At 62.7% G+C, this 24723-nt stretch carries 26 protein-coding genes; 16 read left to right on the top strand and 10 right to left on the bottom strand.

Features of this window, described 5'->3' with window-relative positions:
* Positions 1-71: 71 nt before the first annotated feature.
* Together ACT3TP_RS07395 and ACT3TP_RS07390 are read right to left on the bottom strand one after the other, a co-directional pair.
* Positions 72-1304, bottom strand: coding sequence for an acyl-CoA dehydrogenase family protein (locus tag ACT3TP_RS07395; RefSeq protein ID WP_105570286.1), 1233 nt, complete (start codon positions 1302-1304; stop codon positions 72-74).
* A gap of 84 nt (positions 1305-1388) precedes the next feature.
* Entirely contained in the window at positions 1389-2075 is a 687-nt protein-coding gene (locus ACT3TP_RS07390; protein WP_444620107.1) for a TetR/AcrR family transcriptional regulator, read from the bottom strand.
* 150 nt (positions 2076-2225) lie between these two features.
* Here ACT3TP_RS07390 and ACT3TP_RS07385 point away from each other — a divergent pair, with 150 nt between their 5' ends.
* Positions 2226-2657 carry a hypothetical protein gene (locus ACT3TP_RS07385; protein WP_096289286.1) on the top strand — a complete coding sequence of 144 codons (432 nt, stop codon included), beginning with the start codon at positions 2226-2228 and terminating at the stop codon, positions 2655-2657.
* 102 nt (positions 2658-2759) lie between these two features.
* The gene (locus tag ACT3TP_RS07380; RefSeq protein ID WP_444620105.1) at positions 2760-2966 is read left to right on the top strand and encodes a hypothetical protein; all 207 of its coding nucleotides are present in this window, start codon (positions 2760-2762) and stop codon (positions 2964-2966) included.
* Between the two features lie 78 nt (positions 2967-3044).
* On the opposite strand, the gene ACT3TP_RS07375 is transcribed toward ACT3TP_RS07380, so the two are convergent.
* The 3 genes from ACT3TP_RS07375 to ACT3TP_RS07365 form a co-directional block, all read right to left on the bottom strand.
* Positions 3045-4499 carry a DHA2 family efflux MFS transporter permease subunit gene (locus ACT3TP_RS07375; protein WP_444620103.1) on the bottom strand — a complete coding sequence of 485 codons (1455 nt, stop codon included), beginning with the start codon at positions 4497-4499 and terminating at the stop codon, positions 3045-3047.
* 60 nt (positions 4500-4559) lie between these two features.
* Positions 4560-5558, bottom strand: a complete 999-nt coding sequence (locus tag ACT3TP_RS07370) for a PhzF family phenazine biosynthesis protein (protein ID WP_444620101.1) — start codon at positions 5556-5558, stop codon at positions 4560-4562.
* Between the two features lie 89 nt (positions 5559-5647).
* Positions 5648-6025, bottom strand: coding sequence for an AMIN-like domain-containing (lipo)protein (locus ACT3TP_RS07365; protein WP_444620099.1), 378 nt, complete (start codon positions 6023-6025; stop codon positions 5648-5650).
* A 368-nt stretch (positions 6026-6393) separates the two neighbouring features.
* Here ACT3TP_RS07365 and ACT3TP_RS07360 point away from each other — a divergent pair, with 368 nt between their 5' ends.
* Positions 6394-7488, top strand: a complete 1095-nt coding sequence (locus tag ACT3TP_RS07360) for a mechanosensitive ion channel family protein (RefSeq protein ID WP_096283217.1) — start codon at positions 6394-6396, stop codon at positions 7486-7488.
* A 13-nt stretch (positions 7489-7501) separates the two neighbouring features.
* Here ACT3TP_RS07360 and ACT3TP_RS07355 read toward each other — a convergent pair whose 3' ends face one another.
* A complete protein-coding gene (locus tag ACT3TP_RS07355; protein ID WP_444620097.1) occupies positions 7502-8146 on the bottom strand; it encodes a YqaJ viral recombinase family protein in 645 nt (214 codons plus the stop codon).
* Positions 8147-8210: 64 nt separating this feature from the next.
* Positions 8211-8471 (bottom strand): glutaredoxin family protein, encoded by a 261-nt coding sequence (locus ACT3TP_RS07350; RefSeq protein WP_444620095.1) that lies wholly within the window; start codon positions 8469-8471, stop codon positions 8211-8213.
* 129 nt (positions 8472-8600) lie between these two features.
* Between ACT3TP_RS07350 and ACT3TP_RS07345 the strand changes: the two genes are divergently transcribed.
* From ACT3TP_RS07345 to ACT3TP_RS07335, 3 genes are all read left to right on the top strand, one after another.
* A complete protein-coding gene (locus ACT3TP_RS07345) occupies positions 8601-9329 on the top strand; it encodes an ABC transporter ATP-binding protein (RefSeq protein WP_444620093.1) in 729 nt (242 codons plus the stop codon).
* Complete coding sequence (locus ACT3TP_RS07340) at positions 9326-10657, top strand: FtsX-like permease family protein (RefSeq protein ID WP_444620091.1); 1332 nt, start codon at positions 9326-9328, stop codon at positions 10655-10657. Before ACT3TP_RS07345 ends, ACT3TP_RS07340 begins: the two co-directional genes overlap by 4 nt.
* A 174-nt stretch (positions 10658-10831) precedes the next feature.
* Positions 10832-11875: an ABC transporter substrate-binding protein gene (locus ACT3TP_RS07335; RefSeq protein ID WP_105554539.1), complete on the top strand. Its 1044-nt coding sequence runs from the start codon at positions 10832-10834 to the stop codon at positions 11873-11875.
* Between the two features lie 3 nt (positions 11876-11878).
* Here the strand turns inward: ACT3TP_RS07335 and ACT3TP_RS07330 are convergent, their stop codons facing one another.
* The gene (locus tag ACT3TP_RS07330; RefSeq protein WP_444620088.1) at positions 11879-12679 is read right to left on the bottom strand and encodes an MBL fold metallo-hydrolase; all 801 of its coding nucleotides are present in this window, start codon (positions 12677-12679) and stop codon (positions 11879-11881) included.
* Between the two features lie 20 nt (positions 12680-12699).
* On the opposite strand from ACT3TP_RS07330, the gene ACT3TP_RS07325 reads away from it, so the two are divergent.
* From ACT3TP_RS07325 to ACT3TP_RS07315, 3 genes are read left to right on the top strand one after another with little or no spacing between them, the layout of a single operon-like run.
* Positions 12700-13743, top strand: coding sequence for a FecCD family ABC transporter permease (locus tag ACT3TP_RS07325; protein WP_105554541.1), 1044 nt, complete (start codon positions 12700-12702; stop codon positions 13741-13743).
* The gene (locus ACT3TP_RS07320; RefSeq protein ID WP_444620086.1) at positions 13743-14768 is read left to right on the top strand and encodes a FecCD family ABC transporter permease; all 1026 of its coding nucleotides are present in this window, start codon (positions 13743-13745) and stop codon (positions 14766-14768) included. The genes ACT3TP_RS07325 and ACT3TP_RS07320 overlap by 1 nt, the downstream gene beginning before the upstream one ends.
* A gap of 3 nt (positions 14769-14771) precedes the next feature.
* Positions 14772-16676: an SIP domain-containing protein gene (locus tag ACT3TP_RS07315; RefSeq protein WP_444620084.1), complete on the top strand. Its 1905-nt coding sequence runs from the start codon at positions 14772-14774 to the stop codon at positions 16674-16676.
* An 83-nt stretch (positions 16677-16759) separates the two neighbouring features.
* Here ACT3TP_RS07315 and ACT3TP_RS07310 read toward each other — a convergent pair whose 3' ends face one another.
* The gene (locus ACT3TP_RS07310; RefSeq protein WP_176484060.1) at positions 16760-17209 is read right to left on the bottom strand and encodes a MarR family winged helix-turn-helix transcriptional regulator; all 450 of its coding nucleotides are present in this window, start codon (positions 17207-17209) and stop codon (positions 16760-16762) included.
* A gap of 105 nt (positions 17210-17314) precedes the next feature.
* On the opposite strand from ACT3TP_RS07310, the gene ACT3TP_RS07305 reads away from it, so the two are divergent.
* Both ACT3TP_RS07305 and ACT3TP_RS07300 read left to right on the top strand, forming a co-directional pair.
* Positions 17315-18277, top strand: a complete 963-nt coding sequence (locus tag ACT3TP_RS07305) for an ABC transporter ATP-binding protein (RefSeq protein WP_444620083.1) — start codon at positions 17315-17317, stop codon at positions 18275-18277.
* On the top strand, positions 18277-19143 hold the full coding sequence (locus ACT3TP_RS07300; RefSeq protein WP_444620081.1) for an ABC transporter ATP-binding protein: 867 nt from the start codon (positions 18277-18279) through the stop codon (positions 19141-19143). The genes ACT3TP_RS07305 and ACT3TP_RS07300 overlap by 1 nt, the downstream gene beginning before the upstream one ends.
* Here the strand turns inward: ACT3TP_RS07300 and ACT3TP_RS07295 are convergent.
* The gene (locus ACT3TP_RS07295; RefSeq protein ID WP_096283228.1) at positions 19140-19628 is read right to left on the bottom strand and encodes a MarR family winged helix-turn-helix transcriptional regulator; all 489 of its coding nucleotides are present in this window, start codon (positions 19626-19628) and stop codon (positions 19140-19142) included. The two genes, ACT3TP_RS07300 and ACT3TP_RS07295, sit on opposite strands and share 4 nt — an antisense overlap.
* Positions 19629-19779: 151 nt before the next feature.
* Here ACT3TP_RS07295 and ACT3TP_RS07290 point away from each other — a divergent pair, with 151 nt between their 5' ends.
* From ACT3TP_RS07290 to ACT3TP_RS07270, 5 genes are all read left to right on the top strand, one after another.
* Complete coding sequence (locus ACT3TP_RS07290; protein ID WP_444616794.1) at positions 19780-20355, top strand: NADPH-dependent FMN reductase; 576 nt, start codon at positions 19780-19782, stop codon at positions 20353-20355.
* A 142-nt stretch (positions 20356-20497) separates the two neighbouring features.
* Positions 20498-21607 (top strand): glutathione S-transferase family protein, encoded by a 1110-nt coding sequence (locus tag ACT3TP_RS07285; RefSeq protein WP_105570301.1) that lies wholly within the window; start codon positions 20498-20500, stop codon positions 21605-21607.
* Between the two features lie 160 nt (positions 21608-21767).
* The gene (locus tag ACT3TP_RS07280) at positions 21768-22664 is read left to right on the top strand and encodes an RNase H family protein (RefSeq protein ID WP_096283231.1); all 897 of its coding nucleotides are present in this window, start codon (positions 21768-21770) and stop codon (positions 22662-22664) included.
* A 58-nt stretch (positions 22665-22722) separates the two neighbouring features.
* The gene (locus ACT3TP_RS07275) at positions 22723-23871 is read left to right on the top strand and encodes a serine hydrolase domain-containing protein (RefSeq protein ID WP_105554550.1); all 1149 of its coding nucleotides are present in this window, start codon (positions 22723-22725) and stop codon (positions 23869-23871) included.
* Complete coding sequence (locus tag ACT3TP_RS07270; protein WP_096283233.1) at positions 23868-24659, top strand: SGNH/GDSL hydrolase family protein; 792 nt, start codon at positions 23868-23870, stop codon at positions 24657-24659. The genes ACT3TP_RS07275 and ACT3TP_RS07270 overlap by 4 nt, the downstream gene beginning before the upstream one ends.
* Positions 24660-24723 lie beyond the last annotated feature (64 nt).

The following is a 24723-nucleotide window of genomic DNA, read 5'->3' as shown; positions in this document are numbered from 1 at the left end:
AATAACCTCGTTGGCCGGCACCGCTGATGCGGTGCCGGCCAACGAGGTTCTCGTATTTTCGGGATCGCGGGTTAGGCGAAGGCCGAAATGCCGGTGATGTTGCGGCCCATCAGCAGCGCCTGCACGGTTTCGGTGCCTTCATAGGTGTGGATGGCCTCGATGTCGGCAAAATGGCGGGCCACGCGGTTGCTGGTCAGGATGCCGTTGCCGCCGAGCAGGTCGCGTGCATTCGACGCGATCTGGCGCGCGGTACGCGTGGCGGTGTACTTGGCCAGCGAGGCCTGCGGACCGGTCAGTTCGCCGCGGGCTTCGCGTTTCGCGGACTGCACGGCGAGCAATTGGATGGTCGCCAGTTCGGACTGCATCCGAGCCAGGCGTTCCTGCACGATCTGGCTAGCTGCCAGGGGGCGGCCGAATTGGATGCGCTGCTTGGCGTAGAGCACCGCGGATTCGTAGCATGCGGTGGCATGGCCCACGGCCGACCAGGCGACCCCCAGCCGGGTGGCGAACAGCACCCGTGCGGTGTCCTTGAAGCTGTGCGAATCCTCAAGCACCTCCGCGTCGGCCACGAAGACGTTTTCCAAGCGTATATGCGCCTGCCAGATGGCGCGCAGCGAGAGCTTGTGCTTGATGGTCGTCGCGCTGTACCCGGCGGAATCCTGATCGACCAGGAAGCCGCGGACGTTGCCCTCGTCGTCGCGAGCCCAGAGAACGGTGATGCCGCCAATGGAGCCGTTGCCGATCCACTTCTTTTCACCGTTGAGCACATAGCCGCCCGCAACCCGATGCGCGCGGGTTTCCAGACCAACCGAGTCCGAGCCGTGGGTTGGCTCGGTCAGCGCGAAGGAGCCGGCAAGCTCCCCGGCGAGCATCGGCAGGCCGTACTTGGCTTTCTGCTCCGGGCTGCCGCAGTACATGATCGAGCGCAGCGCCAGCCCGCCCTGGACGCCCACGATGGTGGCCACCGAGCCATCCCCACGGGCCATTTCCATATTGATCAGTCCGGCGGCCATGGGGCTCATGGCAGGCAGCCCGTCCACGTCCAGGCCATCACGCAGAAGGCCGTAGTCGCCGAGCTTCTTGATCAGATGCACCGGGTAGTCTGCCTTGTCCCAGTATTCGTGAATATCGTCCTTGACCTCTTCGAGGATGAACTTGCGGGCCCTGGCGCGCCAGTCGGCGTCGGCCGGATCGACCTCGGCCAGCACGCCGGTGGGGTCGATATCTACCCCGTCTGCCCAGAGGTCGTACTCGGGCTCCACAACACCGGTGGGAAACTCGAATTCGGTGTGCTGCTGGGTCATTTGGGGGCGCTCCTTTTGCGGAAGGTCAAAAACTATTCTTCAACCAGCCTAATGGAACGCAGTGTCATGTCAAGAAACTAGGTGTCACCGCTTGTGTTCACGCAGGGCTTTTGCCACCGCATCAAGCACGGTCTGCTCATCGCTGCCTTCGTCGAGCACCGACACCACCACCCGAGGTGACCTGGCCGAGGACTTCGGAGCATTGCCCGGATCGAGCAAGTCGGCGAAGCGGTCCAGGAATAAACGCACATCCCCGGCCAGGCGCTCCCTGTCGGTGGCCGAAGGGTCGCGCAGCCACAACCGCAGGTGGTCATTGTGGATGGCGACCAGTCCGGCGCTGATACCCAGGCAGAGGGCACGATTCGGCGCACTGGCGGCGAGCTCCCGGGCGGACAGGAAATCGTAGAAGGCCCGCTCGTAACGATGGGTGGAAACCAGTTCGCGTTCCCGCAGCGAGGGCACCGAAGACAGCAAGCGGTGACGCAACTGCGCCGCTTCGGGATTCATGGTGTACTGGTCGAAGACCACATGCGCCGCATCGATCAGCGTTTGGGTTGCGCTGACCGAAGAAGCCGCGAGGGTCGTTTTGACGTGGGTTATGATCATTTCCTGATCCGCGAACACCATGTTTTCCTTGGAGCCGAAACGGCGGAAGAACGTGGAGCGCGACATTCCGGCGGTCGCCGCGAGCTCGTCGACACTTGTCGTGTCGAACCCTTGGGTGATGAGGAGGTCCAGGGCTGCTGAAGGTACGGCGGATGAAGAGATCATGATTCTTGAATTTAGCATGTTTCCACTTTTCAGCTCCGGCTCACGGGACTAAATGATTGTGATCATTCCCCGGGGTGACTACGCTGAGGTTCAAGGCCACTCATTTCAGGAGTGTGGCCGCAAAACAACTTGGAAGAGAAGTGAGGGCCCATGGGAATCTCTATCGCAAACGCCGCTCTACGTTTGGTCAGTGGCGCATTCATTCTCAACAGCGGAATCAATAAGCTGCGCATCGATGAGGCTAGCGCCGCCGGACTGCAGCAGCTTGCCTCCAACGGCATTCCTCAGCTGGGCGAGTTGGAGCCTGCAGCATTCGGCAAGGCGGTCTCGGTATCCGAAATCGCGCTGGGCAGCGCCTTGCTGTTGCCCATCATTCCCTCGCGCCTGGCCGGCATGGGTCTCGGGGCCTTCTCGGGTGTCCTGCTGTCTTCCTACCTGCGTACTCCGGGAATGACCGAATCCGATGGCATTCGCCCAACGAGCGACGGTACGGCCCTGGCGAAGGATGTCTGGCTTGCCGGCATCGCCGTGGCCTTGATCTTTGGCCGCCGCGCAGTCAAGCAGGCCAAGAAAAAGAAGTAGTACTCTCAAGCTATTGAGCAGAGCATTGGGTTCGACGTAAGTTTGACTTAGGGCTGCAGGTTTTCAGTAGTCACTATCAAGTTCCTAACAAGAGGAGAACCCATGGGTTTCTTGGATAACGCAAAAAAGAAGCTGGGCGAAGCAGTCGAAAACGTCAAGGAATTTGCTGGTGATGCATCCGAGAACGTCAAAGAGTTTGCTGCCGACGCCACGGAGAATGTGAAGGACTTCGCTGCCGACGCGCAGGAAAAGATTGGCGAGACGGTCGAGAAGGCCAAGGGCGAAGATAAGCCGGACCAGTCCGCATAAGTTTCCTCAGGACCTGAAATCAGGTGTGGCTCCGCGTAAAAAATGCGGAGCCGCACCTGTTTTTATTGCCTTGGATGGCTAGCCGGCCGGTTTCTTTTCTGCGGAATTCAAGAACACAACGACCAAGACCGCGGCGATGGCCACCAGGCCGGGCAGCATGAGGGCCTGGCCCAAGCCCACCGCGGTGGCCTCGCCTATCGCGTCGGCGCCCTGGGCCCGGACTTTGAGGATCTGTGCGGAAACGCGCGATTCCATCATCACGGCGATCAACGCCGAACCGAGCACCGAGCCGATCTGCCGAGTGGTGCTGTAAATGCCCGAACCGGCTCCGGCGTCGCGCGGGGTCAGATCCTTCGTCGCGGCCAGCGAAAGCGAGGGCCAGATCATCGCGGAGCCAAGGCCCTGCACGGTGGAAGGGATCAGCAAGGTCCACAGCGGTGTCTCGGCATGCATCATGAACGCGTACACCACTGTCGCTCCACCGAGCAGCGCAAAACCGGGAACCGCAAGGGTGCGCGGATTGAGCCTATTAACCGTCTTGCCCAGCACCGGTGCGGCAAAGATCGCCACAATGGCCATCGGCGAGATCATCAAGGCCGACTGCGTGGGGGTCAAGCCTCGCACATTTTGCAAGAAGAACACCATCGGCAGGCTCATGGTCGCGATGCTCAGGCCCATGCAGCTAATGGCGAGATTCGCCAACGAGAAATTGCGAACGGCGAACAGGCGCAGCGGAACCAGAGGTTCCTTGGCCGTTTTCGATTGCCACCAGATGAAGACGCCAAAGAGGACTATGCCCAGAGAGATCAGATGCCAGGAGGATAGCGGGCCGATAAACGGTTCCCAATTCGTCGCCTCGCCCTCCTGGATGCCAAAGACCAGCGCAAACATGGCAACCGCCGAAAGCAGCACTCCGACCCAATCGAAGGAGTGCGCCTGCGGTGCCAAGCGGGGCACGAATTTCAGCAGCATGATGAAGCTGAGGACCGCAATGGGCAGGTTGATGAAGAAGATCCATTGCCAGCCGATGGAATCCACCAGCAGCCCGCCGGCAATCGGGCCGACCAAGGTGGCGATACCGGCCACCGCGCCCCATAAGCCCATCGCAGCTCCGCGGTGCTGGTACGGGAAGAGCCTGGTAATCAGCGTCATTGCCTGGGGTGAGATCAGTGCCGCGCCCAGGCCCTGGACCGCTCGTGCAAAGGTCAGCGAGGCCAGTGAGGTAGACAGCCCGCACCAGAGGGAGGCGAGCGCGAAAACCAGCAACCCGATCAGGTAGATATTGCGCGGACCAAAACGGTCACCCAGACGGCCGGTGATCAGCAGCGGCACCGCGAAGGTCAGCAGATAGGCACTGTTGATCCACAAGATCCCCGAGATGTCTGCATCCAGGGATTCCATGATCGCGGGCATGGCCGTGGACACGATGGTGGTGTCCAACAGGATCATGAAAAAACCAATGACCAGAGCCCAGAGGGCGCTCCATGCGGTTTTTCGATCAAAGTCTGCTTCGGGGCTCACAATTTTTGGCACTGACCAAGAATAATGCTTGCAGGGTGAAACTAAAATAGCGCGGTGGGCTCGGCCCCGGAATCAGTCGAAGCTCACAGTGCCATCGATGCGGGTGGTCACATCGCCACTGACCCAAACCCCGTATTCGGTCGCCTCGATATGCAAGATGGCTTCACGGCCCACACGCGTTCCCTGGCGCACCGTGTAGCGCTGCGGGGCAAGGCCGGATTTAGTCAGCCACACGCCAAACCCGGCATTGAGCGAACCGGTCGCCGGGTCCTCTTGGATGGCTTCGCCCGGAACGAAGGCCCGAACCTCGAAGTCTGCCGGAGGCTGCAGCACCACCGAGCCGAAGCGCTCCTCCGAACGCGTCTGATCGGAGTAGTCCAGGGGACGCAATTCTTCGCGGGTTCCGGAGATCCGCGGCAGCACGGTGGCGTGAGGCTGCCAGACGCCCTGGGCCACGCTTGACGCGGTATACGGGCCAATGACTCCAAGCTCCAAGCCGTCCAGGGCCGCGTAGTCCGGTTCGATCCCCAGCACCAGGTCGGCGTCGCGCAGCACCAGCCCTGCATGGTGCGGGCCGTTGACCAGCCACTGGTGCGCGATGACGTCTTCTGCGTTGATCCCTAGCCCGGAGATCGCCCACTGCAGCACGTCGGCTTCCAGCGGTCCGCTGCGAGTCAGCGGGGGAGCGAGAAAGGCGAGGCGGCGTGCGTGGTTCTCCCCGGCCTCGCGTTCGATCCGAACCTGGATCAGCCCTGCATCGCATTGCTGAATCAGATGCCCGTTCGGGCTGGCTTCGCCGCCCGCCTCGATCCAGGCGTGCGCGGCTCCAAGAGTTGGGTGCCCGGCAAAGGGCAGTTCGGTGGTCGGGGTGAAAATGCGTATCGCGTAGTCGGCTTCGGCGTTGCTGGGGGTAACGAAGAAGACGGTCTCGGAAAGGTTCAGCCACTGGGCAAAGCGCTGCATCTGCTCGGAGTCCAAATGATCTGCCTCAAAGACAACGCCGAGCCCATTGCCATTGAAGGCAGTGGGGGCAAAAACGTCAACCTGCTGATAAGCAAATGTGCGATACATATAAGCATCGTGGCACATTATTCAGCAGGTTGACACGGTGTTACGCGGTTGCACCCGTCATGACGGCAGGCTCATAGCGCGAGCACAGGTTAGTACCAATAGTGAGCTACATCGATCACCAATCGCGATCCCTGATCCGGGCCGGAGGGGACGAAGACCCGCATGGGCAGCCTTGCCCGCGTGGACATTCCGACCTTGGTTTGGCCTTCAAAACTTCCCAGCCAAACTTGCTGGCGGAAGGTCTGATAGTTCAGCGTCTTGACGGTGGCGCCCGGGTTGTAGCTCGGGCTGGCGCCGGCCTTCAGCAGAATTTCTAGTCGAGCCCCGCCTGTGGTGCTCACTTCCTTCCCCGATCCAATACCGGTAAGTTCGCTGACGTATTTCACCGAGTAGCCGGCCGGGTTGCCGTTCAGGTCCAGGACCATCCGGTCAAAGCAGGTGTGGCGTCCGGTACGGATATTCGTCATTGACGACGTAGTTGAGCTGGTTGAGGTTTTGGCTAGAGAACCCCAATATACGGTTTCGCAAGCGGTCGCTGGGCTAGCGGCCGGGGCGGCTGCCGCCACGGGTGCCACCGAGAGCATCGTTGCTGCAGTGAGCGCTGTGAGTAATCCGAGTTTGGTGCGGCGCATGTGAACCACCGGCTTTCTATCGATTGCGCCCTGGAGCCCGGTTCGAGCCCTTGAGACTACTAAAACCCCGCCGCCAACGCGGTGCAATAGCCCGCAGCGAACTGGAATTCATCTGGTGCGCTTCTGTAATACGTCTGGGCTCTTCGGGGTTTACCCGAGGTGTCGCACAGCCTTCGGCTAGGGTCATGTGACATGCTTTAAAGATGTTGCCAAGCCCATCCGCACCAATCGATGACACTGTCGACGAAGTTATTGAAGTTTCGCGCTTCCTACCCGAATCGTTGCAATTTCTGGTGGTTGTCGCCGTTGGATTAACCATTGCCGCGATCCTCGCCTTCGTGATCAGCGGACTGACCCACCGCATTTTCCAACGCACCGGGCTCGGGGAGATCAACGTCAAGGGCGCGCGGATTCCGATATTCGGCACCTTCGCCTCGATCATCCTCAAAACCTCGATCCTTGCCTTCCAGCGGGAAGCCGCTGGCTACAAGTTCTGGCAGTTTGCGCTGCTGATCTGCCTGGTCTTCTTCCTCACCTGGCTGATTATTGTGCTGGTGAAGATCGTCGAAGAGGTAGTGCTGGCAAGAATCCGAAGCCGCTTCGGCCCGGGCCGCCGGCTGGCCAAGGTGCAGACCCAGGTGGGACTGCTGCGCCGCGTGCTGATAGCGGTTTTGTGCATCATCGCGGTAGCCGCCGTGCTGCTGACAATCGAGCAGGTCAGGGCGTTGGGCGCAGGTATTCTTGCCTCAGCCGGCCTGGCCTCGGTGGTTGTCGGTCTGGCCGTGCAGTCCTCGCTGGCCAACGTGTTCGCCGGGCTGCAGATTGCTTTTACCGATTCGGTCCGCGTGGATGACATCGTGGTGGTGGAAGCCGAACGCGGCACGGTAGAGGAAATCACGCTGACCTATGTGGTGGTGCTCCTGATCGACGGTCGCCGCATGATCCTGCCCTCGACCTACTTCACCACCACGCCATTTGAGAACTGGTCGCGGCGCAGCACCGAAATCGACGGAAATATCACCCTGCAGCTGAAACTCAACGCGCCGATCGAATACCTCCGCACCCGCACCACCGAATTGCTTGAATCCTCGGATTGGTGGGACGGCCGAACTAACAGCCTGCTTGTGACCGATACCTACGGCGGGTTGCAAACGGTGACCATTTATTTATCTTCCAGGGACCCGGGGGACCTGTGGAACCTGCGCAATATGCTGCGCGAGAAGCTCTTGAGCGAGCTGGTGCAGGGCTACCCGGAATGCCTGCCGGATCCGCGCACCATGCAAAACCCGAATATGTAGTGCGGGCGCCGGCTCAGAGGCGCAGCGCCGCCGGGCCGTAGTCGAGGTACTGCTGCTCGCGGGAGGTCGACTCGCGCAAGGCCTGGATGAGCAGTTCGGCCTTGTCGATGAGGTCCTGGATCATCGAATCGTCGCGTTCGATCCAGATGAACTCGGGGACGGCCTGCACCGGGACGAAGTTATGGTGCTGTTCCCAGACGAATAAGGTCCGCTGCGCGCCGATGACATGCTGCTGCCAGAGCACCTGGCGCAGGTAGTTCTTCGGAATCTTCTTAAACGGCTTATTGGTGGTCTTGATTTCGGCGAGCACCGGAGAACCGTCCTCGTCGAACCCCAAGCCGTCGGGGGTTGCCAGGTGCAGCCGGGAATGCTGCGCATGGAAAAGCTGGGAGGACGGGAAGATGTTGAAGTTCTCCTGCACCCAGGCGGCGATCACCGGTTCGCGGCGCCGTCCGTGATCGGTGTAGGTATTTCCGGAGAACCCCGAGCCATAGAGCTTGTCCCAGGCCGCATTGCGGATGGATTTCTCCGTGGATAGCTTGGCGACGTCGGTGGCGGTGATGCCCTGGGCCCGTGCCCGCAACCATTCGATGCGGTTGGTGGAATCTGCCAACACTCGTTGGAGGCATTCATGGTCAATCCGAGGCACGCTAGTCACCTGATCCATTGTTCCCCATAAAGGGCCCGAACCGGTGCAGCATCGCTGGCGACGGTGCGTGAGCCTAGTCGCTGACGTGGGCGATGGCCGCTAATAATTGCTGCAGCGTAGGGGTGTCGTTGCCCCGGAACTTCTCTTCGCCGTTGGCGAGCAAACGGATCACGGGTGTTGAAGTCACACCCATTTCCTGGCCGCGGGCGACCTGTTCGACCACATCGATTTTTTCGACGGCCAGCTGCGGAAGCAGTTTCGCAGCGCGCAGGACTACCTGCCGGGTCCGCACGCACGGGGCGCAGAAAGGCTGGGTATACAGTTCAAGCTTCATCGCCTTCGAGCCTACTGCGAAATGGCCCCGAACGCGGTGAGCTGGCTCCTACCGCGGGATGAGATCGCCCACCAAGAACTCCATCGGCGCTCCGAGGCGCCCAGCGGGCGGACTTGGGAACATTGGAATATGCTTCAGAACTCGAGGGTTTCCAACCCACTTATTTCGGCCAGAGGGCTCACCCGCAGCTATGGCACCACGCAAGCGCTGGACGGCATCGATGTTGCTCTGGGACTCGGGACCGCGGTGGCCATCATGGGCCCCTCGGGCTCGGGAAAGTCCACCTTGCTCCATGCCCTGGCCGGCATCGAACTGCCGGATTCAGGCACGGTGACACTCAACCTTCCCGGCCAGGGGCCAATACAGGTCGAGCAGCTCAAGGACGCCGCGCGCACCAAGCTGCGCCGCGAGGCGTTCGGATTCGTCTTTCAGTCGGGTCTGCTGATTCCCGAGCTCACGGCCGAGGAAAACGTGGCCATGGCCCTGATGATCAATGGCGTGCCACGCGGCGCAGCAATCGCGCGCGCCGTGGACGCCTTGCAGCAATTGGGCCTCGCCGGAATGGAGCAACGCCGGATCGGCCAGCTCTCCGGCGGCCAATCCCAGCGCGTGGCGATCGCCCGGGCCCAGGTCACCGGGGCCAGCGTGGTCTTTGCCGACGAACCGACCGGTGCCCTGGATTCGGTCACCGGCGCCGAGGTGCTGGACACCTTGCTGCGCTGCACCGTCGGGGCAGGGAAGACTCTGGTCATGGTCACCCATGACCGGCAGGTCGCCGCGCGTTGCGATCGCGTGCTAACGCTGCACGATGGAAAGATCACCGCAGATGATGCACTGGTTGAGGGGCACCGCTCATGAATATCCTGCATATGGCGTGGCTGCTGGGGCGGCCCACCAGCGCCAGCCGCACCCCGCAGCTGCTCACCGTAGGCGCCTATACGATGGTCAGCGCCATGGTGCTCATCGTGCTCGGCGGGGCCTGGTCCTTCACCAAGCTGGACGGCGAAGCGCAAAGCTTCTATGTGCCGCTGGCGGCGTTCGCCTTGGTGCTGCTGATCGTTCCCCTGCTCGTGCTTGGTTCCTCGGCCGCGAAGCTTTCGGCGCGGGCCCAGGACCGGGCCCTCTCGTCCCTGCGACTGCTGGGGGCCACCGGATTCCAGGTGCGCGCCGTGGCGGTCACCCAGGCGGCCGTGACCGCGCTGGTCGGGGCCCTGGCCGGAGTGCTGCTGTATCTTGCGCTGGCTCCGGCCGTGGCGCTGGTCCCCTTCCAGGGCCAAGCCATCGGCACGGGGATCTTCTTGCCGGCCGGTGCCGCGGCCTTGGCGGTCGTGGCCGTCGTGCTGCTTTCGGTGATCAGCGCGCTGGCCGGACTGCGCAAGCTGGTAATCACCCCGCTCGCCGTGGCGACCCGGCGTGTGGCTCCGGTGCCCAGCTGGCTGCGCGCGGTGATTACGGTGGGCAGCATCGTGGTGCTCTATTCGCTGTTCACCAATGTGGGTTTGCTTCCGGTGGATTTGGGCGTGCTGATCGCGATCATCATCGGTGGATTCGCGCTGGGCTTGCTGGCGCTGAACCTCATCGGACCGTGGCTGGTGGCCAAGGTGGGTAAATCGAAGCTGAACAAGGCAAACAATGCGGAGCAGCTGCTGGCGGCCCGGATGATCCTGGAATCTCCGGTGGCCGCCTGGCGCCAGGTCTCCGGAGTGGCCATGGCCTCCTTCGTGGCGGTGATCGGCGGCACCGGGGCGGCCATGTTCGGCTTCGGCGAAGCCCAGGCGACCGGAACGTGGGAAGACTATCTCGGCACAGATGTGCTCACCGGCGTGCTGGTGACCCTCGGCCTGGCACTGATTTGCGTGGCTATCTCCGCGGCGATCAGCCAGTGCGCCGGTACCTTGGACCGCGAAGAGCTGTATTCCGGGCTGGGCAAGCTGGGAATGGACCTGGCGGTGATCAACGCGGCCCGGGTGAAAAGCCTGATGATCCCGGCGCTCACCGTGGCGATCGGCTTCGCGGTGGCGTCCGTGGTGCTGGTGCTGCCATTCGCCTCGCTGGCGCTGCTGATGAAACCGCTGACGGTGGGCACGGTGCTGGTGGTGCTGGTGGCCGGGCTGCTGATGATCCGGGTGTCGCTTAACATTGCAGACCCCCGCCGATTGTTGCCGGCTGGTTCACGTCGTGACTAATGAACCGGGAAAATGTTAGGTGCCGCTAAAGCGATTCTGCGCCGTGAGGCGTGGATTACATGTCCTTCGTGTTGCGTATTGAATCACAATCAGCGTAATGTTGCATGCGGTTCGCATAGGCTAACCTAAGTAACCGTTATCTCATGACAACTCGCAACGTCTGGATTATGACCCATGAACATTTCGCGCCGTGCTGGCCTGCTGGCAGCATCCTCCGCAATTTTGGCACTCGGCCTCAGCGCCTGTGGCTCAGCTTCTTCTACGGAACCAACCGCCTCTGCGACCGCAGAGACGAGTTACGCACCGGTGAGCATCGAGCACATCTACGGTGAAACCGAGATCACCAAGAAGCCAAGCAAGGTAGCCACCATTTCATGGGTCAACGCAGACGCGCTGCTGGCGCTGGGCACCGTTCCGGTGGGCATGGATATCGACGCCTATGGGCAGAACGCCAACAACTCGACCGACTGGAAGGACGCGAAGCTCGAAGAGCTGGGCGCTTCCATCGGCTCGGAGAAGGCCCCGACCCAGTACGACATCGCCGACGGCGTGAACTTCGACGAGATTGCCCGATCCAAGCCAGACGTGATCTTCGCGGCCTACTCGGGACTGACCCAGGAACAGTACGACAAGCTCTCCAAGATCGCCCCGACCGTGGGACCGCTGAAGGCCAACTACCTCACCAGCTGGCAGGACACCACCGAAGCGGCCGGCGAACTGCTGGGCAAGAGCGAGCAAGCCGAGAAGCTGGTCTCGGATCTGGAAGGTGAACTGTCGGCGCAGGCGGAAAAGTTCCCGGCGCTGAAAGACGCGACCTTCGCTTCGGTAGATCTCTCCAGCCCGAAGACCATGTACGTCTACGCCACGGGGGACAACCGCCCGCGTTTCCTGACCTCGCTGGGCATGAAGCAGGCGGAGATCGTCACCAAGAACACCCCCAAGGACGCGTTCTTCTTCGAATGGTCCCCGGAGCGCGCTAACGAGTTGGATGCAGACGTCGTCTTTGCCTCGGCGCTCGCCGGGGACGACCTCGACGACGTGGTCAAGAGCAATAAGCTCTACGGCCAGCTTCCTGCGGCAGCAACCGATTCGGTAGCGATCCTCGGTGACGATCAGGCAGTTCTCTCGGTTTCGGCGGCATCCCCGCTGTCCATCGAATGGGCAATCGACAACGTGGTGCCCACCATCGCCAAGGCCGCAGAGAACGCGGCTAAGTAAGCCTCAAGAATTCACCGCCAAGTAGTGCAATTGCGCTTCCAGGGAGCTGCTAGCCGCGCCGGCCAGGCGCGGATCCAGGTCGGGGTAGACAAGATCCAGCAATTCCGCTGGCTCGGCGTCTGCCCCGGCCTTGCCGAGTTTGGCCAGGGCAACGCGGACCTGCTCCAGGCGAGACTCGCGGTGCTCCCGGTAGGCGGTCAGCAATTTATGCGAGCCAGCATGCTGCTCGCCATGGGCCGGGTGCAGCGGCATGTCTGCCAAGGCCGAAAGCCGTGCCAAGGAGTCCAGATAGTCGGCCAGCGTTCCATCGGGATGCTCAAGAATAGTGGTTCCGCGGCCGAGCACGGTATCTCCGGTGAACAACGCACCTTGCTGGCCTTCACGGACAAAGCACACCGAGTCCGAGGTGTGGCCCGGGGTGAACAGCACGCGCAGGGTGGTTGCGCAGAATTCGAGCCGCTCGCCATCGACCAATGGTTCGGCGTTGCGGCAGAATTCCGCGAGCCGGGCCCGCACCGGTGCTCCGGTCAGCTCATGCAGCAGCGGGATCCCTCCGGAATGATCCCCATGGCGGTGCGTCAACAAAATCATTTGGACATCAAAGGCCGCCAACGCGTGCAGATGCGCCGGCATGTCGGGCCCCGGATCCAGCACCAGGACTTCGGTGTCGTGGCTCAACTGCGTGGTCTGCGGGTCGAAGAGCAGATAGGTATTTGTCCCCTCCAAGGTCATTTCCGAGGGATTGTCCGCGCGCAGCACGGCAATACCGGGGGACAAAACGGTGGGAAAAGCAAGATGTTCCATGACAACGAGTGTAGGAAGCAATGACGGCCACCGAAAGCACCAAGCGCAGCAGCGCGCCGAAGATGAAGCTGGGACGTAAGATTGCCGCCTGCCTGGGCCTGCTGGCCGTGCTGGGGATTGCGGTGATCGCCTCGCTGATCTTTGGTGCGCGACCGGTTGCGCTGGGGACCCTCGCGGATTCTTTTACGAACTTTGACGACGGCGTCTCGGACCATGTGGTCGTGCACTCGCGCATTGCCCGGACGGTGGGCGGAATTGTTGTCGGCGCCGCCCTTGGACTCTCCGGTGCCGCCATGCAGGGGTTGACCCGCAACCCGTTGGCAGACTCCGGAATTCTTGGCTTGAATGCCGGCGCGGCCCTAGCGGTCGTTACGGGTATCGCCTTCTTTGGAATGACTTCCCTGACCGGCACCATGATCGCCGCCTTCCTCGGCGCCGCGGTGGTGATGGCCTTGGTGTATGTGGTGGCCAGCGTGGGTCGTGAAGGCGCCACGCCGATCAAGCTTGCCCTATCCGGCGCGGCCCTCTCGGTGGGATTCACCGCGGTGACCAGCGCGGTGCTGATGGTCTCAACCCTGGCCCTGGACGAGTTCCGCTTCTGGCAAATCGGCACGCTGGCGGCCCGGGGCGTGGAAACCTACCTGCTGGTCATCCCGGTCGTTGCCGTCGGTGCGTTGATCGTGCTGGGCACCGCGCGGGTCTCCAACGCGGTGGCCATGGGCGACGATTCGGCGACCGCGCTGGGCTTCCGGCTGGGACGGGCGCGAGTCCTCGGGTCGGTGGGCATCGTCTTGCTGGTGGGAACCGCCACCGCGGTGGCGGGGCCCATTGCCTTTGTCGGGCTGATGATTCCGCACGCGGTGCGGCTGCTGGTCGGGTCGGACTACCGGTGGCTGATGCCGGCGAGCATCATCGCCGGGCCGATCCTGCTGCTGGTCGCTGACACCTTGGGGCGGGTGATCAATCCGCCGGGAGAAATCCAGGTCGGGGTGATGTGCGCAATTCTTGGAGCGCCGCTATTCATTATCATGATGCGCAGCGGCATGAAGTCGGTGACCCTGTGATGGCACCAGTACAAAGCGTGCGGCCCGCCCGGCGCAAGCAACGAGTGCTCTCCAGCGTGCTCTGGCTGCTCCTGGCTTTCGCCGCAGCCTCCGTAGCCTATATTTTCTGGGGCCGGGACAGGCTGCCGGCCGAAGAGATCTTCGCGGTCTTTTCCGGTGAAACGGTGCCCGGAACCAGCTTCATCCTGCTGGAGGACCGGTTGCCGCGCATTGCGGTGGGTGCCCTCGCCGGGGCCGGGCTGGGAATTTCCGGTTCGCTCTTCCAGCGCTGGCTTGCCAATCCGCTGGCGAGCCCGGACGTGATCGGCGTGGGCTACGGGGCGGCCGCCGGCGCCATCGTGGCGCTGATCTACTTCGGCACCACCGGCTGGCAGCTGAATGCCGCCGCGCTGGCCGGCGGCCTGGCCGTGGCGGCTCTGATCTACTGGCTGTCGGCTTCGGGCAAGCGCACCGGTTCCCGGCTCATCCTGGCCGGTCTGGCCATCGGTGCGATGCTGCAGGCAATCATCCAGTACCTGCTCACCCAGGCCCAGCTGAACACCGCCGGAGACGCGATGCGCTGGCTGACCGGGTCGCTCGCGCCGAGCACCTGGGAACGTGCCACGATCCTGCTGGTATCCCTGGGAATCCTGGCGCTCTGCTTGCTTCCGGTGGTGGTGCGGCAGCTGAAGCTGCTGGAACTCGGAGACGATGCGGCCGCGGCGCTGGGCCTGAACGTGTCCCGGGCGCGGATCTTGCTGGTGTTCGTGGCCGTGGCATTTGGCGCCATCCCCATTGCGGTCACCGGGCCGCTGGCCTTTGTCGCGTTTCTCGCCGGCCCGATCACCGCCGCGCTGACTCGCGGGGCAATGAATATCTGGCTCGCCGGGCTGACCGGAGCGGTCATTGTGGTCGTTGCAAACTTTTTCGCCGCAAATCTGTTTTCGGATTTGTCGCTGCCGGTGGGCGTCATCACCGGTGCATTCGGCGCACCATTCCTGATCTGGGTGCTGGTGCGTTCCAACTCAACAGGAAGCGGGGGATAAGCCATGGCCCAACTCCAGGCAACCGACCTGACTCTGGCCTATGACAAGGTCACTATCGTGGACGAGCTGTCCCTGGATATCCCCACCGGGCAGGTGAGCATCGTTGTCGGGGCCAACGGCTGCGGCAAGTCCACCCTGCTGCGGGCGCTGTCGCGTCTGATGCGCCCGGCCGGTGGCCAGGTGCTGCTCGACGGGCAGGATATCCACACGCGCCCGGCCAAGGAGGTAGCCCGGACGCTCGGGCTGCTTCCGCAGTCGCCCACCGCGCCGGACGGAATTACCGCCCGCGAGCTCATCAGCCGCGGCCGCTACCCGCATCAGGGGCTGTTCAAGCGCTTCGGCCCCGAAGACGAGGCGGCGGTCAACCGCGCCCTGGACCTGACCGGCACCATGGAGCTGGCGGACCGCGCGGTGGACGAGCTCTCCGGCGGACAGCGCCAACGCGTGTGGATCGCCATGGCCCTGGCCCAGGAAACCGAGCTGCTGCTGCTCGATGAACCCACCACCTTCCTGGACGTAGCCCACCAGCTCGAAGTGCTGGACGTGATCAGCGAGCTGAACCGCACCCGGGGAATCACCGTGGTGATTGTGCTCCATGACCTGAACCTCGCCGCGCGCTATGCCGATCACCTCGTGGCCCTGCGCGGGGGAAAGATCTACGCCGCCGGCCACCCCAACGATGTGGTGACCGAACGCACCGTCAAGGACGTGTTCGGCATGCCCAGCCGGGTGATCCCGGACCCGGTAGCCGGCACCCCGCTGGTGCTGCCCATCGGCCGCCACCGCGTGCTGCGCACCGAAAACGTGCTGGCCGCACAGGGGATCGTGCGCTCCGCGGAGAGTGCCCGGGCCCCTAAGCCGGCGGCGCAACCGCCGAAGCCTGCGGCCCCCGAACCGGAGGCCGCGCAGGAGACGCGGATGCGTCCGGGATCCGAGCATCTGGCAACCCTGGCCTACCAGTGCACCGTCTTGCGCACCCAGGATCTGGCGCCTTCCTTCCGGAGGATCACCATCGGCGGCGCCGACCTGGCGCACTTCGGAACGAACAGCCACCCGCTGGATATGCGGATCAAGCTGATGCTGCCGCCTGCCGGAGGTTCGGCATTGACCCCGCAGATCGCGGCCCTGCGTCCACGGGCCCTATCCAGCCCGGCGGACCAGGAAGGCTGGTACCGCCGCTGGCTGTCGATCGACCCGGCGACGCGCGGATATATGCGCACCTACACGGTGCGCGCCTTCCGGGAGATGGGGCACCGCGACAACCTCGGGGATACCGCCGAACTGGATATCGACTTTGTGATGCATGGCGAGGTTGTCGATGGCCGCCTGCGCGGCGGCCCGGCGACCGAATTCGCCGATCGGGCGCAGATCGGCGACGAACTGCTGCTGCTGGGTCCGAACCGGGCGTTGAGCGATGAAACCTACGGGGGAATCGAATTCCGTCCGGGCGGCGCCGGCCGCGTGGTGCTGGCCGGCGACGAGACCGCGGCCCCGGCAATTTGTGCGATTCTCGAGGCGCTGCCATCCAATGTGACCGGCCACGCCCTGATCGAGGTTCCGGAGACCACCGACATTCTGGGCGCTTCCACCCGCTCCGGAGTATCGGTGCAATGGCTGACGCGTGGCACCAGCGAGCATGGGGTGCTGCTTGCGGCGGCGGTACGCGACGTGGTGGCTATTCCGGCGGCCGGCGCGGTGCATACCGACGCGGATCCCGAAGACATTGACGTGGACGCGCAGATCCTGTGGGAAACCGGCGCCGCAGAATCCGCACCGTTCTATGCCTGGATTGCCGGCGAGGCGGGCATGGTCAAGGACCTGCGCCGCTATCTGGTGCGCGAGGCAGGCATTGACCGGAAGCAGGTGGCCTTCATGGGGTACTGGCGTCGCGGAAAGACCGAAAACTAGGCGAAGCAGTTAGAGATGAGGGCGGTTTCCCGGGACTTTTATCCTGCGGGAAACCGCCCTCTTTTGTGCTCAATGACCTTGGATTAGCACCGCGGACTGCCTGCTGCATCTGCAACGAGCAGCCCCAATATCCGGGTGAGCTCGCTGCGGTCCTCCGCACCGAGGCTCGCGAAGAATTCCTCGTGGCTTTGCTTGCGTTCGGCATGCAGAATTTGCAGCAGCTCGCTGCCCGACGCGGTCAGCGTGATCAAGCTGGCGCGGCGATCGGCGGGATCCGCGGTGCGTGTGGCTAGCTCCTTGGCGACCAGCTGGTCGATGACCTCGGTGGTGGAGCGCGGGGCAATGTGCAGCCTTTCGGCCAGTTGCGAGTTGCGCATTCCCTCGGTTCCTTCGCGTCCCAGCAACATCAACGTTCGTACTTGATGCGGGGTGATGCCGTAGGGCGTGAGGGTATGGCGCCACTTGCCGCGAAGCAAACGCGAACTGCGGTTGAACAGGTCGACCAAGTCAGGGCCGGACTCTTGGGTAGGCATGGTTAAAGAATAGGGTGTTCTTCCCGACAAACTCAAGATGGAACCACATAGTGAGGTAACCTCTGTTATTCTGGTTTGTGAACACAGAGATAAATGGAGGTGCGCATGATTCCCATGGCAATGGGTGGCCCCGGCGGCGGGCGCCCGGGGGATGCAAAACAGGATAAGGAATGGCTGGCGGAGCATCCGGTCTCGCTGCACCGGGTGGCCGGGCTTTTTCGCCCGCACCTGAGAACCGTCATCGTGGTGATATTGCTGATCGTGGCCTCATCGCTGATTGGGCTGGCGCAACCATTTATCGTCCGTGAACTCATTGACGTGGCTATTCCCGAGCAGGACGTCAAGCTATTGCTGGCGCTGGCTGGCGGGCTGGTCCTCATTGCCTTGATCAACGCGGTGCTCGGCGTGATTCAAACGTGGCGAGCGACCCTGATGGGCCAGAAGGTGATGCATGGATTGCGCACCGGACTGTTCGCCCACCTGCAGAAGCAGTCCCTGGCCTTTTTCACCAATTCTCGCTCCGGGGAGGTGCAATCCCGGCTGACCAATGACGTCGGCCAGATGCAGTCGGTGATCACCAACTCGGCGACTTCGATCGCTTCAAATCTGACCACCGTGGTGGCCACCGCTTGCGCGATGGTAGCCATTTCCTGGAAGTTGAGCCTGATCTCGCTGGTGGTCCTGCCGCCGGCCATCATCCTGGCCAGGCAAACCGCCAGGCTGCGGCGCAAGATCACCGGAGCGCGGCAGCGGGAAATGTCCACGCTCACCTCGATTATCGAAGAACGCTTGAGCATCTCCGGGGTACGCCTGGCCAAGGTGATGGGTACCGGCACGCTTGACGCGGAGCAGTTCACCGAATCCAGTTCGAAGCTCATCGATCTGGAGATGCGTAGCGCTTTGGCCGGTCGCTGGCGCATGGCCGCGATGTCGATCATTTTTGCCGCGGTGCCAGCGGTTCTCTATATTGTGGCCGGTCTTCCGGTCACCGGGGATGGCATGAGCATCGGCACCTTGGTGGCCTTTACCGGACTGCAGGCAGGGATCTTCCGCCCGGTGCTGGGCTGATGAGCATCTCCATCCAGTGGGTCTCGGCGATGGCACTATTCAGCCGGGTCTTTGAATACCTCGATGCCGATCAGGCGCTCCCGGTCCCGCATAACCCGCGCCAACTCGTGGCCAGCGAGGTGCGCGGAGAACTGGAGCTCAAGGATGTGAGCTTCCGCTATCCCGGGGCGCACACCGACACCTTGCGGGAGCTCAACCTCAAGCTAGCGGCCGGTACCGTCACTGCCATTGTGGGCGCCACCGGTTCGGGCAAATCAACGCTGGGCTCATTGCTGCCGCGGCTCTTGGATCCGAGCTCTGGCAGTGTCACCTTGGACGGCGTAGATCTTCGCGAGGTGAAGCCACAAGAGATCGCCGCGGTGGTCTCCGTGGTGGCGCAGGAAAGCTATCTGCTCCATACCAGTGTGCGCGAGAACCTGCTCTGGGCCGCACCGCACGCCAGCGAGGGGCAATTGTGGCAAGCCTTGGAGGCGGCGCAGATTGCGGAGCTGATTCGCGGGTTGCCCGAAGGGCTGGATACCCGCGTAGGGCAACGCGGCCACCGTTTCTCCGGCGGCGAACAGCAGCGGCTCGCGATCGCACGCACCATGCTGCGCAGCCCGAAGCTCCTCGTCCTGGACGAGGCAACCAGTGCCCTCGATACGGTGACCGAGGCGCTGGTGCAGCAGGCCCTGGATCGATTGGCTTTCGGGCGCACCACGCTGCTGATTGCGCATCGGCTGAGCACGGTGTTGCGCGCAGATCAGATCGTGGTGCTCGACGAGGGGCGGATAGCCGAGTCCGGGACCTTTGAACAGCTGGTGAAGCTCGAAGGGAAATTTGCCCGACTAGTGCGCAATAGCGAGTTCGCCCAGCAGCCCGGCTAGTCGCAGAGCGGCGTGGTTGGTGCGTGCGGTGCGATTGCGGCTAAAATTTTAGGCAACGCAGTCTCCAGGGCGGCATGCTCCGCTGGCGTGAGCGAATCGAACAGCGTTTGGCGAATGAACTCAACGTGCTTCGGAGCCGCTTCGCGAATCACCTGCCAGCCGAGTTCGGACAACCCGATCTGGTGGCCGCGGCGATCCGAGGCATCTGAGCAACGGGTAATCAGCGACTTGGCCTCCATGCGGCGCAATAGGTGCGAGAGCCGGGAGCGGTCCCAGCGCAGCTCCTCGGCCATCTCGGCGGGGCGAAGGGAAGACTCTTCGGCCTCGGAGAGTACCGCGAGGACCGAGTATTCTCCGGACTGCATGGCGGAGTCCTGGGTGAGCTGACGATCCATGGCGCTGGGAAACTGCCAGAGGAACTCGCGAATGGTCCGCCAGAGGTCTTGCTCGCGGTCGTTGAGCCAGCGGGTATTTTCGGTTCCCATGTTTTCTATTCTCCTGAAGCGTTAAATGCTGCGGGGCAGGCCAGCAAAGTTGTTGACACATCAATTATCTCGTGTAATGTTGTTTTTAGCAAGAGTTGATGACGCGTCAACCATAATGGTTGGGCGTACCGCCACATAAGGAAGTAGAAACATGCTGAAGATCGCCATCATTACCGGTTCCACCCGCCCAGGACGCAATAACGCCGCAGTGGCGCAGTGGGTGCTGGAGCAGGCGCAGGCGCGCAACGACGCAAGCTACGAACTGGTGGATATCGCCGACTTCAACCTGCCGCTGCTGGACGAGGCCTTCCCGGCCGCGTACCAGAACTACCAGAACGAAGCCACGAAGAACTGGTCGGCTATGATCGCCGAATTCGACGGCTACGTCTTCATCACTCCCGAATACAACCACTCGATCGCACCGGCCCTGGCTAACGCACTGTCCTACCTGAACGCGGAATTCTCCAACAAGGCAGCCGGAATTGTCGGCTACGGCTCGGCCATGGGAGCGCGTGCGGTGGAGCACCTGCGCGGCATCCTTTCCGAACTGCAGCTGGCCCACGTGCAGAAGACCGGCATGTTCTCGCTGTTCACCGACTTCGAAAACTTCTCCGTATTCAAGCCGACCGAACAGTCCGCCGCCTCCGTCCAGCCGATGTTCGACCAGCTGATTTCCTGGACGACCGCCATGAACACGGTGCGCGCCGGCGACATGGCCAACGCCTAAATTTTCATCAAGAGAACTGCGCGAAGCCGGCAAACAAACTTTTCGCAGTTCTGCGCAATTGACTACTTTTTTACCAGCCCAGCGGGTTAACCTGAGAGCTAAGAGCCTCAGAGGAACTACGCCAGATGCTTTAAGGGGAGAAATGACCAAAGAATTTTCGACCAAGGGTGCCTACGTCACCGGAGGCGAGTTCAGCCGGGATACCAACTACATCCAGGACCGCATCGTGGCGGACCCGCGCCCCGAAGCTTTTGCCGCTGGCGTGCCCAATAGCTCGATCGGCCACCCGCAGGCCGGGCTCGGCGACGGTGCGCAGCTGTGGCCGGTGGAAGCCGGGCGCTACCGCCTCGTGGCCGCACGCGCCTGCCCCTGGGCCAACCGCACGCTGATTGTGCGCCGCCTCCTCGGCCTGGAAGACGCGATATCGGTCGGCTTGCCCGGCCCAACCCATGACTCGCGCAGCTGGACCTTCGACCTGGACGCGGGCGGCAAGGATCCGGTGCTGGGTACCGAGCGTGTGCAGGAAAACTATTTCAAGCGATTCGCGGACTACCCGCGCGGCATCACCGTCCCGGCAATCGTGGATATTCCCACCGGTGCAGTGGTGACCAACGACTACCCGCAAATCACCTGGGACATGTCGACGCAATGGAAGGAATTCCACCGCGAAGGCGCGCCGAATCTGCTGCCCGAAGATCAGCTTGAACAGATGCTGCCCCTGATCAAGCGCATCTTCACCGAGGTGAATAACGGCGTCTACCGCGCCGGATTCGCCGGCGACCAGCAGGCCTACAACGATGCCTATGACCGGCTCTTTGACGCGCTGGACTATCTCGAAGAGCGTCTAGCAACCCGCCGCTTCCTCATGGGCGACCACATCACCGAGGCCGATGTGCGCCTGTTCACCACGCTGGCCCGCTTCGACCCGGTCTACCACGGTCACTTCAAGACCAACCGCAACAAGCTGATCGACATGCCTAACTTGTGGGGCTACGCCCGCGACCTGTTCCAGACCCCAGGGTTTGGCGATACCACCGACTTTGAGCAGATCAAGGCGCACTACTACGTGGTTCACGAAGACATCAACCCCACCGGGATCGTGCCGAAGGGGCCGGAGCTGAGCAACTGGCTCGAAGCCCACGGGCGCGAAGAGCTGGCGGATTCCGGACCGTTCCTCGACGGTACCGCACCGGGCGAGGTGCGCGCCGAAGAGCGTGTGGCCGCGGGGCATAACCCGATGTATCCGGCCTGAATGAATCGAAGGCAAACCCGCTGAACCGACGCATCGAGAGGTCCTGGCAATGTCCCGGCGAGAACTCACGGAGTTTTCACCGGGTCATTGCCCGTTAAAAAACGAACATGGCACACCTGGTCATCTGCACTTGTGGGGTGGACATGGCAGGATTATTCATATGACGATCATTGCGGCAGCTGACGGTTCTGCACTCGGTAACCCTGGACCTGCCGGTTGGGCCTGGTATATCGACCACGAAAACTGGGGAGCCGGGGGCTGGGACCACGGAACCAACAACATGGGCGAGCTTCAAGCGGTGCTCGAGCTCTTCCGCGCCACGGCCAAAGAACCCGAAACCGAACTGAAAATCCTGTGCGATTCCCAGTACGCCATCAACTGCATCACCAAGTGGATGCCGGGATGGAAGAAAAAGGGCTGGAAGAAGTCCGACGGCAAGCCGGTGCTCAACCAGGACATTCTGCGAGAACTAGACGCGGTGATCGTTGGACGCAAATACACCTTTGAATGGGTCAAGGGCCATGCCGGCCACGAACTCAACGAGGAAGCCGATGACCGGGCCCGAGCCGCCGCCACCGCATATCAAAGCGGGAAGGACCCGGACGCCGGGCCCGGCTATACCGGCTCCTCGGGCACGATTGCTGGCAACGAACCGGGCCAAGCCCCGCCTCCGGTGGCTGAGGCCGCCGCCGAACCAGCCGTGGACGTGGCAAGCACCGTCTTCGAATTGGAGCAGGGTCTGCTCGACGCGCAGGTGCGCGCGAACTTCACCGAGGTCAGCGATTTTCTGCACCCGAGCTACCAGGAAGTCTGCCGTGACGGTTCGCTGCTGGATGTCTCCACCGTGCGCTCGATCCTCGACGCCGGCGGTGCGCTTCCGGCCACCGGTCCGGTGCAGCTGCTCACCGCGCGTCCGCTGGATTCCAAGCTGGTGCTGATCGCCTACCGGATGAGCCCGGAAGGCTCGCAGGTTTTGGTCTGCTCCTCGTGGTGGCAGCAGACGGAGCGGGGCTGGAAATTGCGTTTCCGCCAGGAAACAGTCGAGAGCCACGCCTAGATTTTTGCCCTTTCGCACTAGTGTTAGTTGACAAGCAGCAAGCACTTTAAGGATTTTCATGGATTCGGTCATTACAGAAGATTTCGCGCCCCTCGCCGAAGCGCTTGACGCCCGAGCGGCGGAAGAAGAGGGCTATTCGGCCCAGCTCGCGATTTATCACCGCGGGCAGCTGGTGCTCAGCCACGCGGTCGGCGAGCATCTCGCCGGCGACGCGGTGACCTGCGTCTTCTCCTGCACCAAGGGCCTGGGTGCGCTGGTCATCGCGATGCTGATTCAGGACGGCTTGCTCGATCCGGCCAAGCCGATCGGAACCTACTGGCCCGAATTCGCCAGCGGCGGCAAACAGCGCCTGACCCTGGGCGAAGTACTCAGCCACCAAGCCGGCGTGCTAGGCGTCCCCGGGGGAGTTCCAAGCGAGGTTCTGCTCAACTCGGCCGAATACGCCAAGGTGCTGGCCTCCATGCCGAGCATCTGGCCGCAGGGACAGAATATCGTCGGCTACCACGCCATCACCATGGGCGTACTCATGGAAGAACTGGTACGCCGGGTCACCGGCCAGGAACTCAAAGAAGTCTACGAACAGCGCATCCGCAAGCCGCTGGGAGTCGACGCCTTCATCGGCCACGGCGCAGAACTCGAACCGCGCTACCGCGACGTGCTACCCGCGCTGGATGAAGCACCTGCCTTCATGGACCCGTTCTCGCCGTCCGGGCTCTCGGTCAACTCCACCTCGGGCTTCGCCCTGGAATCCGGACCGGTGTACAACTGGCACGAACTGGCGAACTCGCCACAGGTCCGGCAGCTGGGTCCGGCCTCCATGGGCGCGGTGGCCAACGCCCAGGCGCTCGCCGGGATCTACGCCGCGTCCTTCGGCGCGGTGCCGGAGCTCGGTGCCACCGAGGGGCTGCTCAGCGCAGATACCTGGGCCGAGGTTTCCACCGAACTCGTCTACGGACCGGACCGCACCAACGGTCAGTTGCAGGCCTTCGCCGTCGGTTTCATGAAACCCACCGCGCGCAAGGACTACGGCTCGATCTTCGCCTATGGGCATGACGGGGCGAATTCGTCGCTGGCCTTCGCCGACCCGGCCTACCAGCTGGGCTTCGGCTACATCCCTTCGCGCAATGAAGGAGAAAAGGATATCTCGACCGGCGTGCGCCTGAGCCAGCTGGCCCGCCAGCTCATCTTGGCCAAGGGAGCGAAATGAAATTCCTTGCACTAGGGGATTCCTTCACCGAAGGTGTCGGAGATATCAGCATGGTGCGCCCTAACCGGGTGCGCGGTTGGGCCGACCGGGTGGCCGAGGTGCTGGGCACCCAGGGCGACTGGGAATACGCGAACCTTGCCATTCGCGGCAAGAAGATCTCCCAGGTCATCAACCAGCAGCTCGACGCCGGGCTGGCGTTGGAACCCGATCTGGTGACCATCTATGCAGGGGGCAACGACATTCTGCGCCCCAGCGCCGATCTGGACGCGCTCATGCGCGGTTATGACGGGATGGTCCGCCGATTTGCCGAGTCCGGCAGCACCGTGGTGCTGTTCACCGGGTTCGACACCGTGGATTCCCCGCTATTCAACAAGACCCGTCCGCGGACCGCCATCTACAACGAGAAGATCCGCGAAATCGCTGACACCCATGGTGCGCTGGTGGCCGACTACTGGCGCTGGCGGGAATTCTCGGACCTGCGCTACTGGGCGGGGGACCGGCTGCATATGAACGAATTCGGCCACGCGTTGATGGCGCGCAAGGTGCTCGAACTGCTCGGCAGGCACGGCATCGTTGAGCCCGAATGGGCCGGGCAGATCAATCTTCCGGGGTTGCCGCAGCTGCCGGTCAACTCCCGTGGCGAGAGATTACGCGAGGATATGGGCTGGGTGAAGGAGCATTTGGGACCCTGGATCAAGCGCCGGCTGACGGGCACGTCCTCGGGAGACTCCTTGCCAGCGAGATATCCCGCCTATGTAAAACTCGCTCAAGGCTCCAGTGCAAGTTAATTTGTGAATCGAACCGAGCCGCCGGTCTTGGATAGAAGCATGCGGTGCAGGTAAGATGGTGATG

Origin of the sequence: Glutamicibacter sp. AOP38-B1-38 (assembly GCF_052377485.1) — a bacterium.
Classification (GTDB): domain Bacteria; phylum Actinomycetota; class Actinomycetes; order Actinomycetales; family Micrococcaceae; genus Glutamicibacter.
The sequence above is the reverse complement of the archived record's forward strand: the minus strand, read 5'-3'. Positions and strand labels throughout refer to the sequence as shown.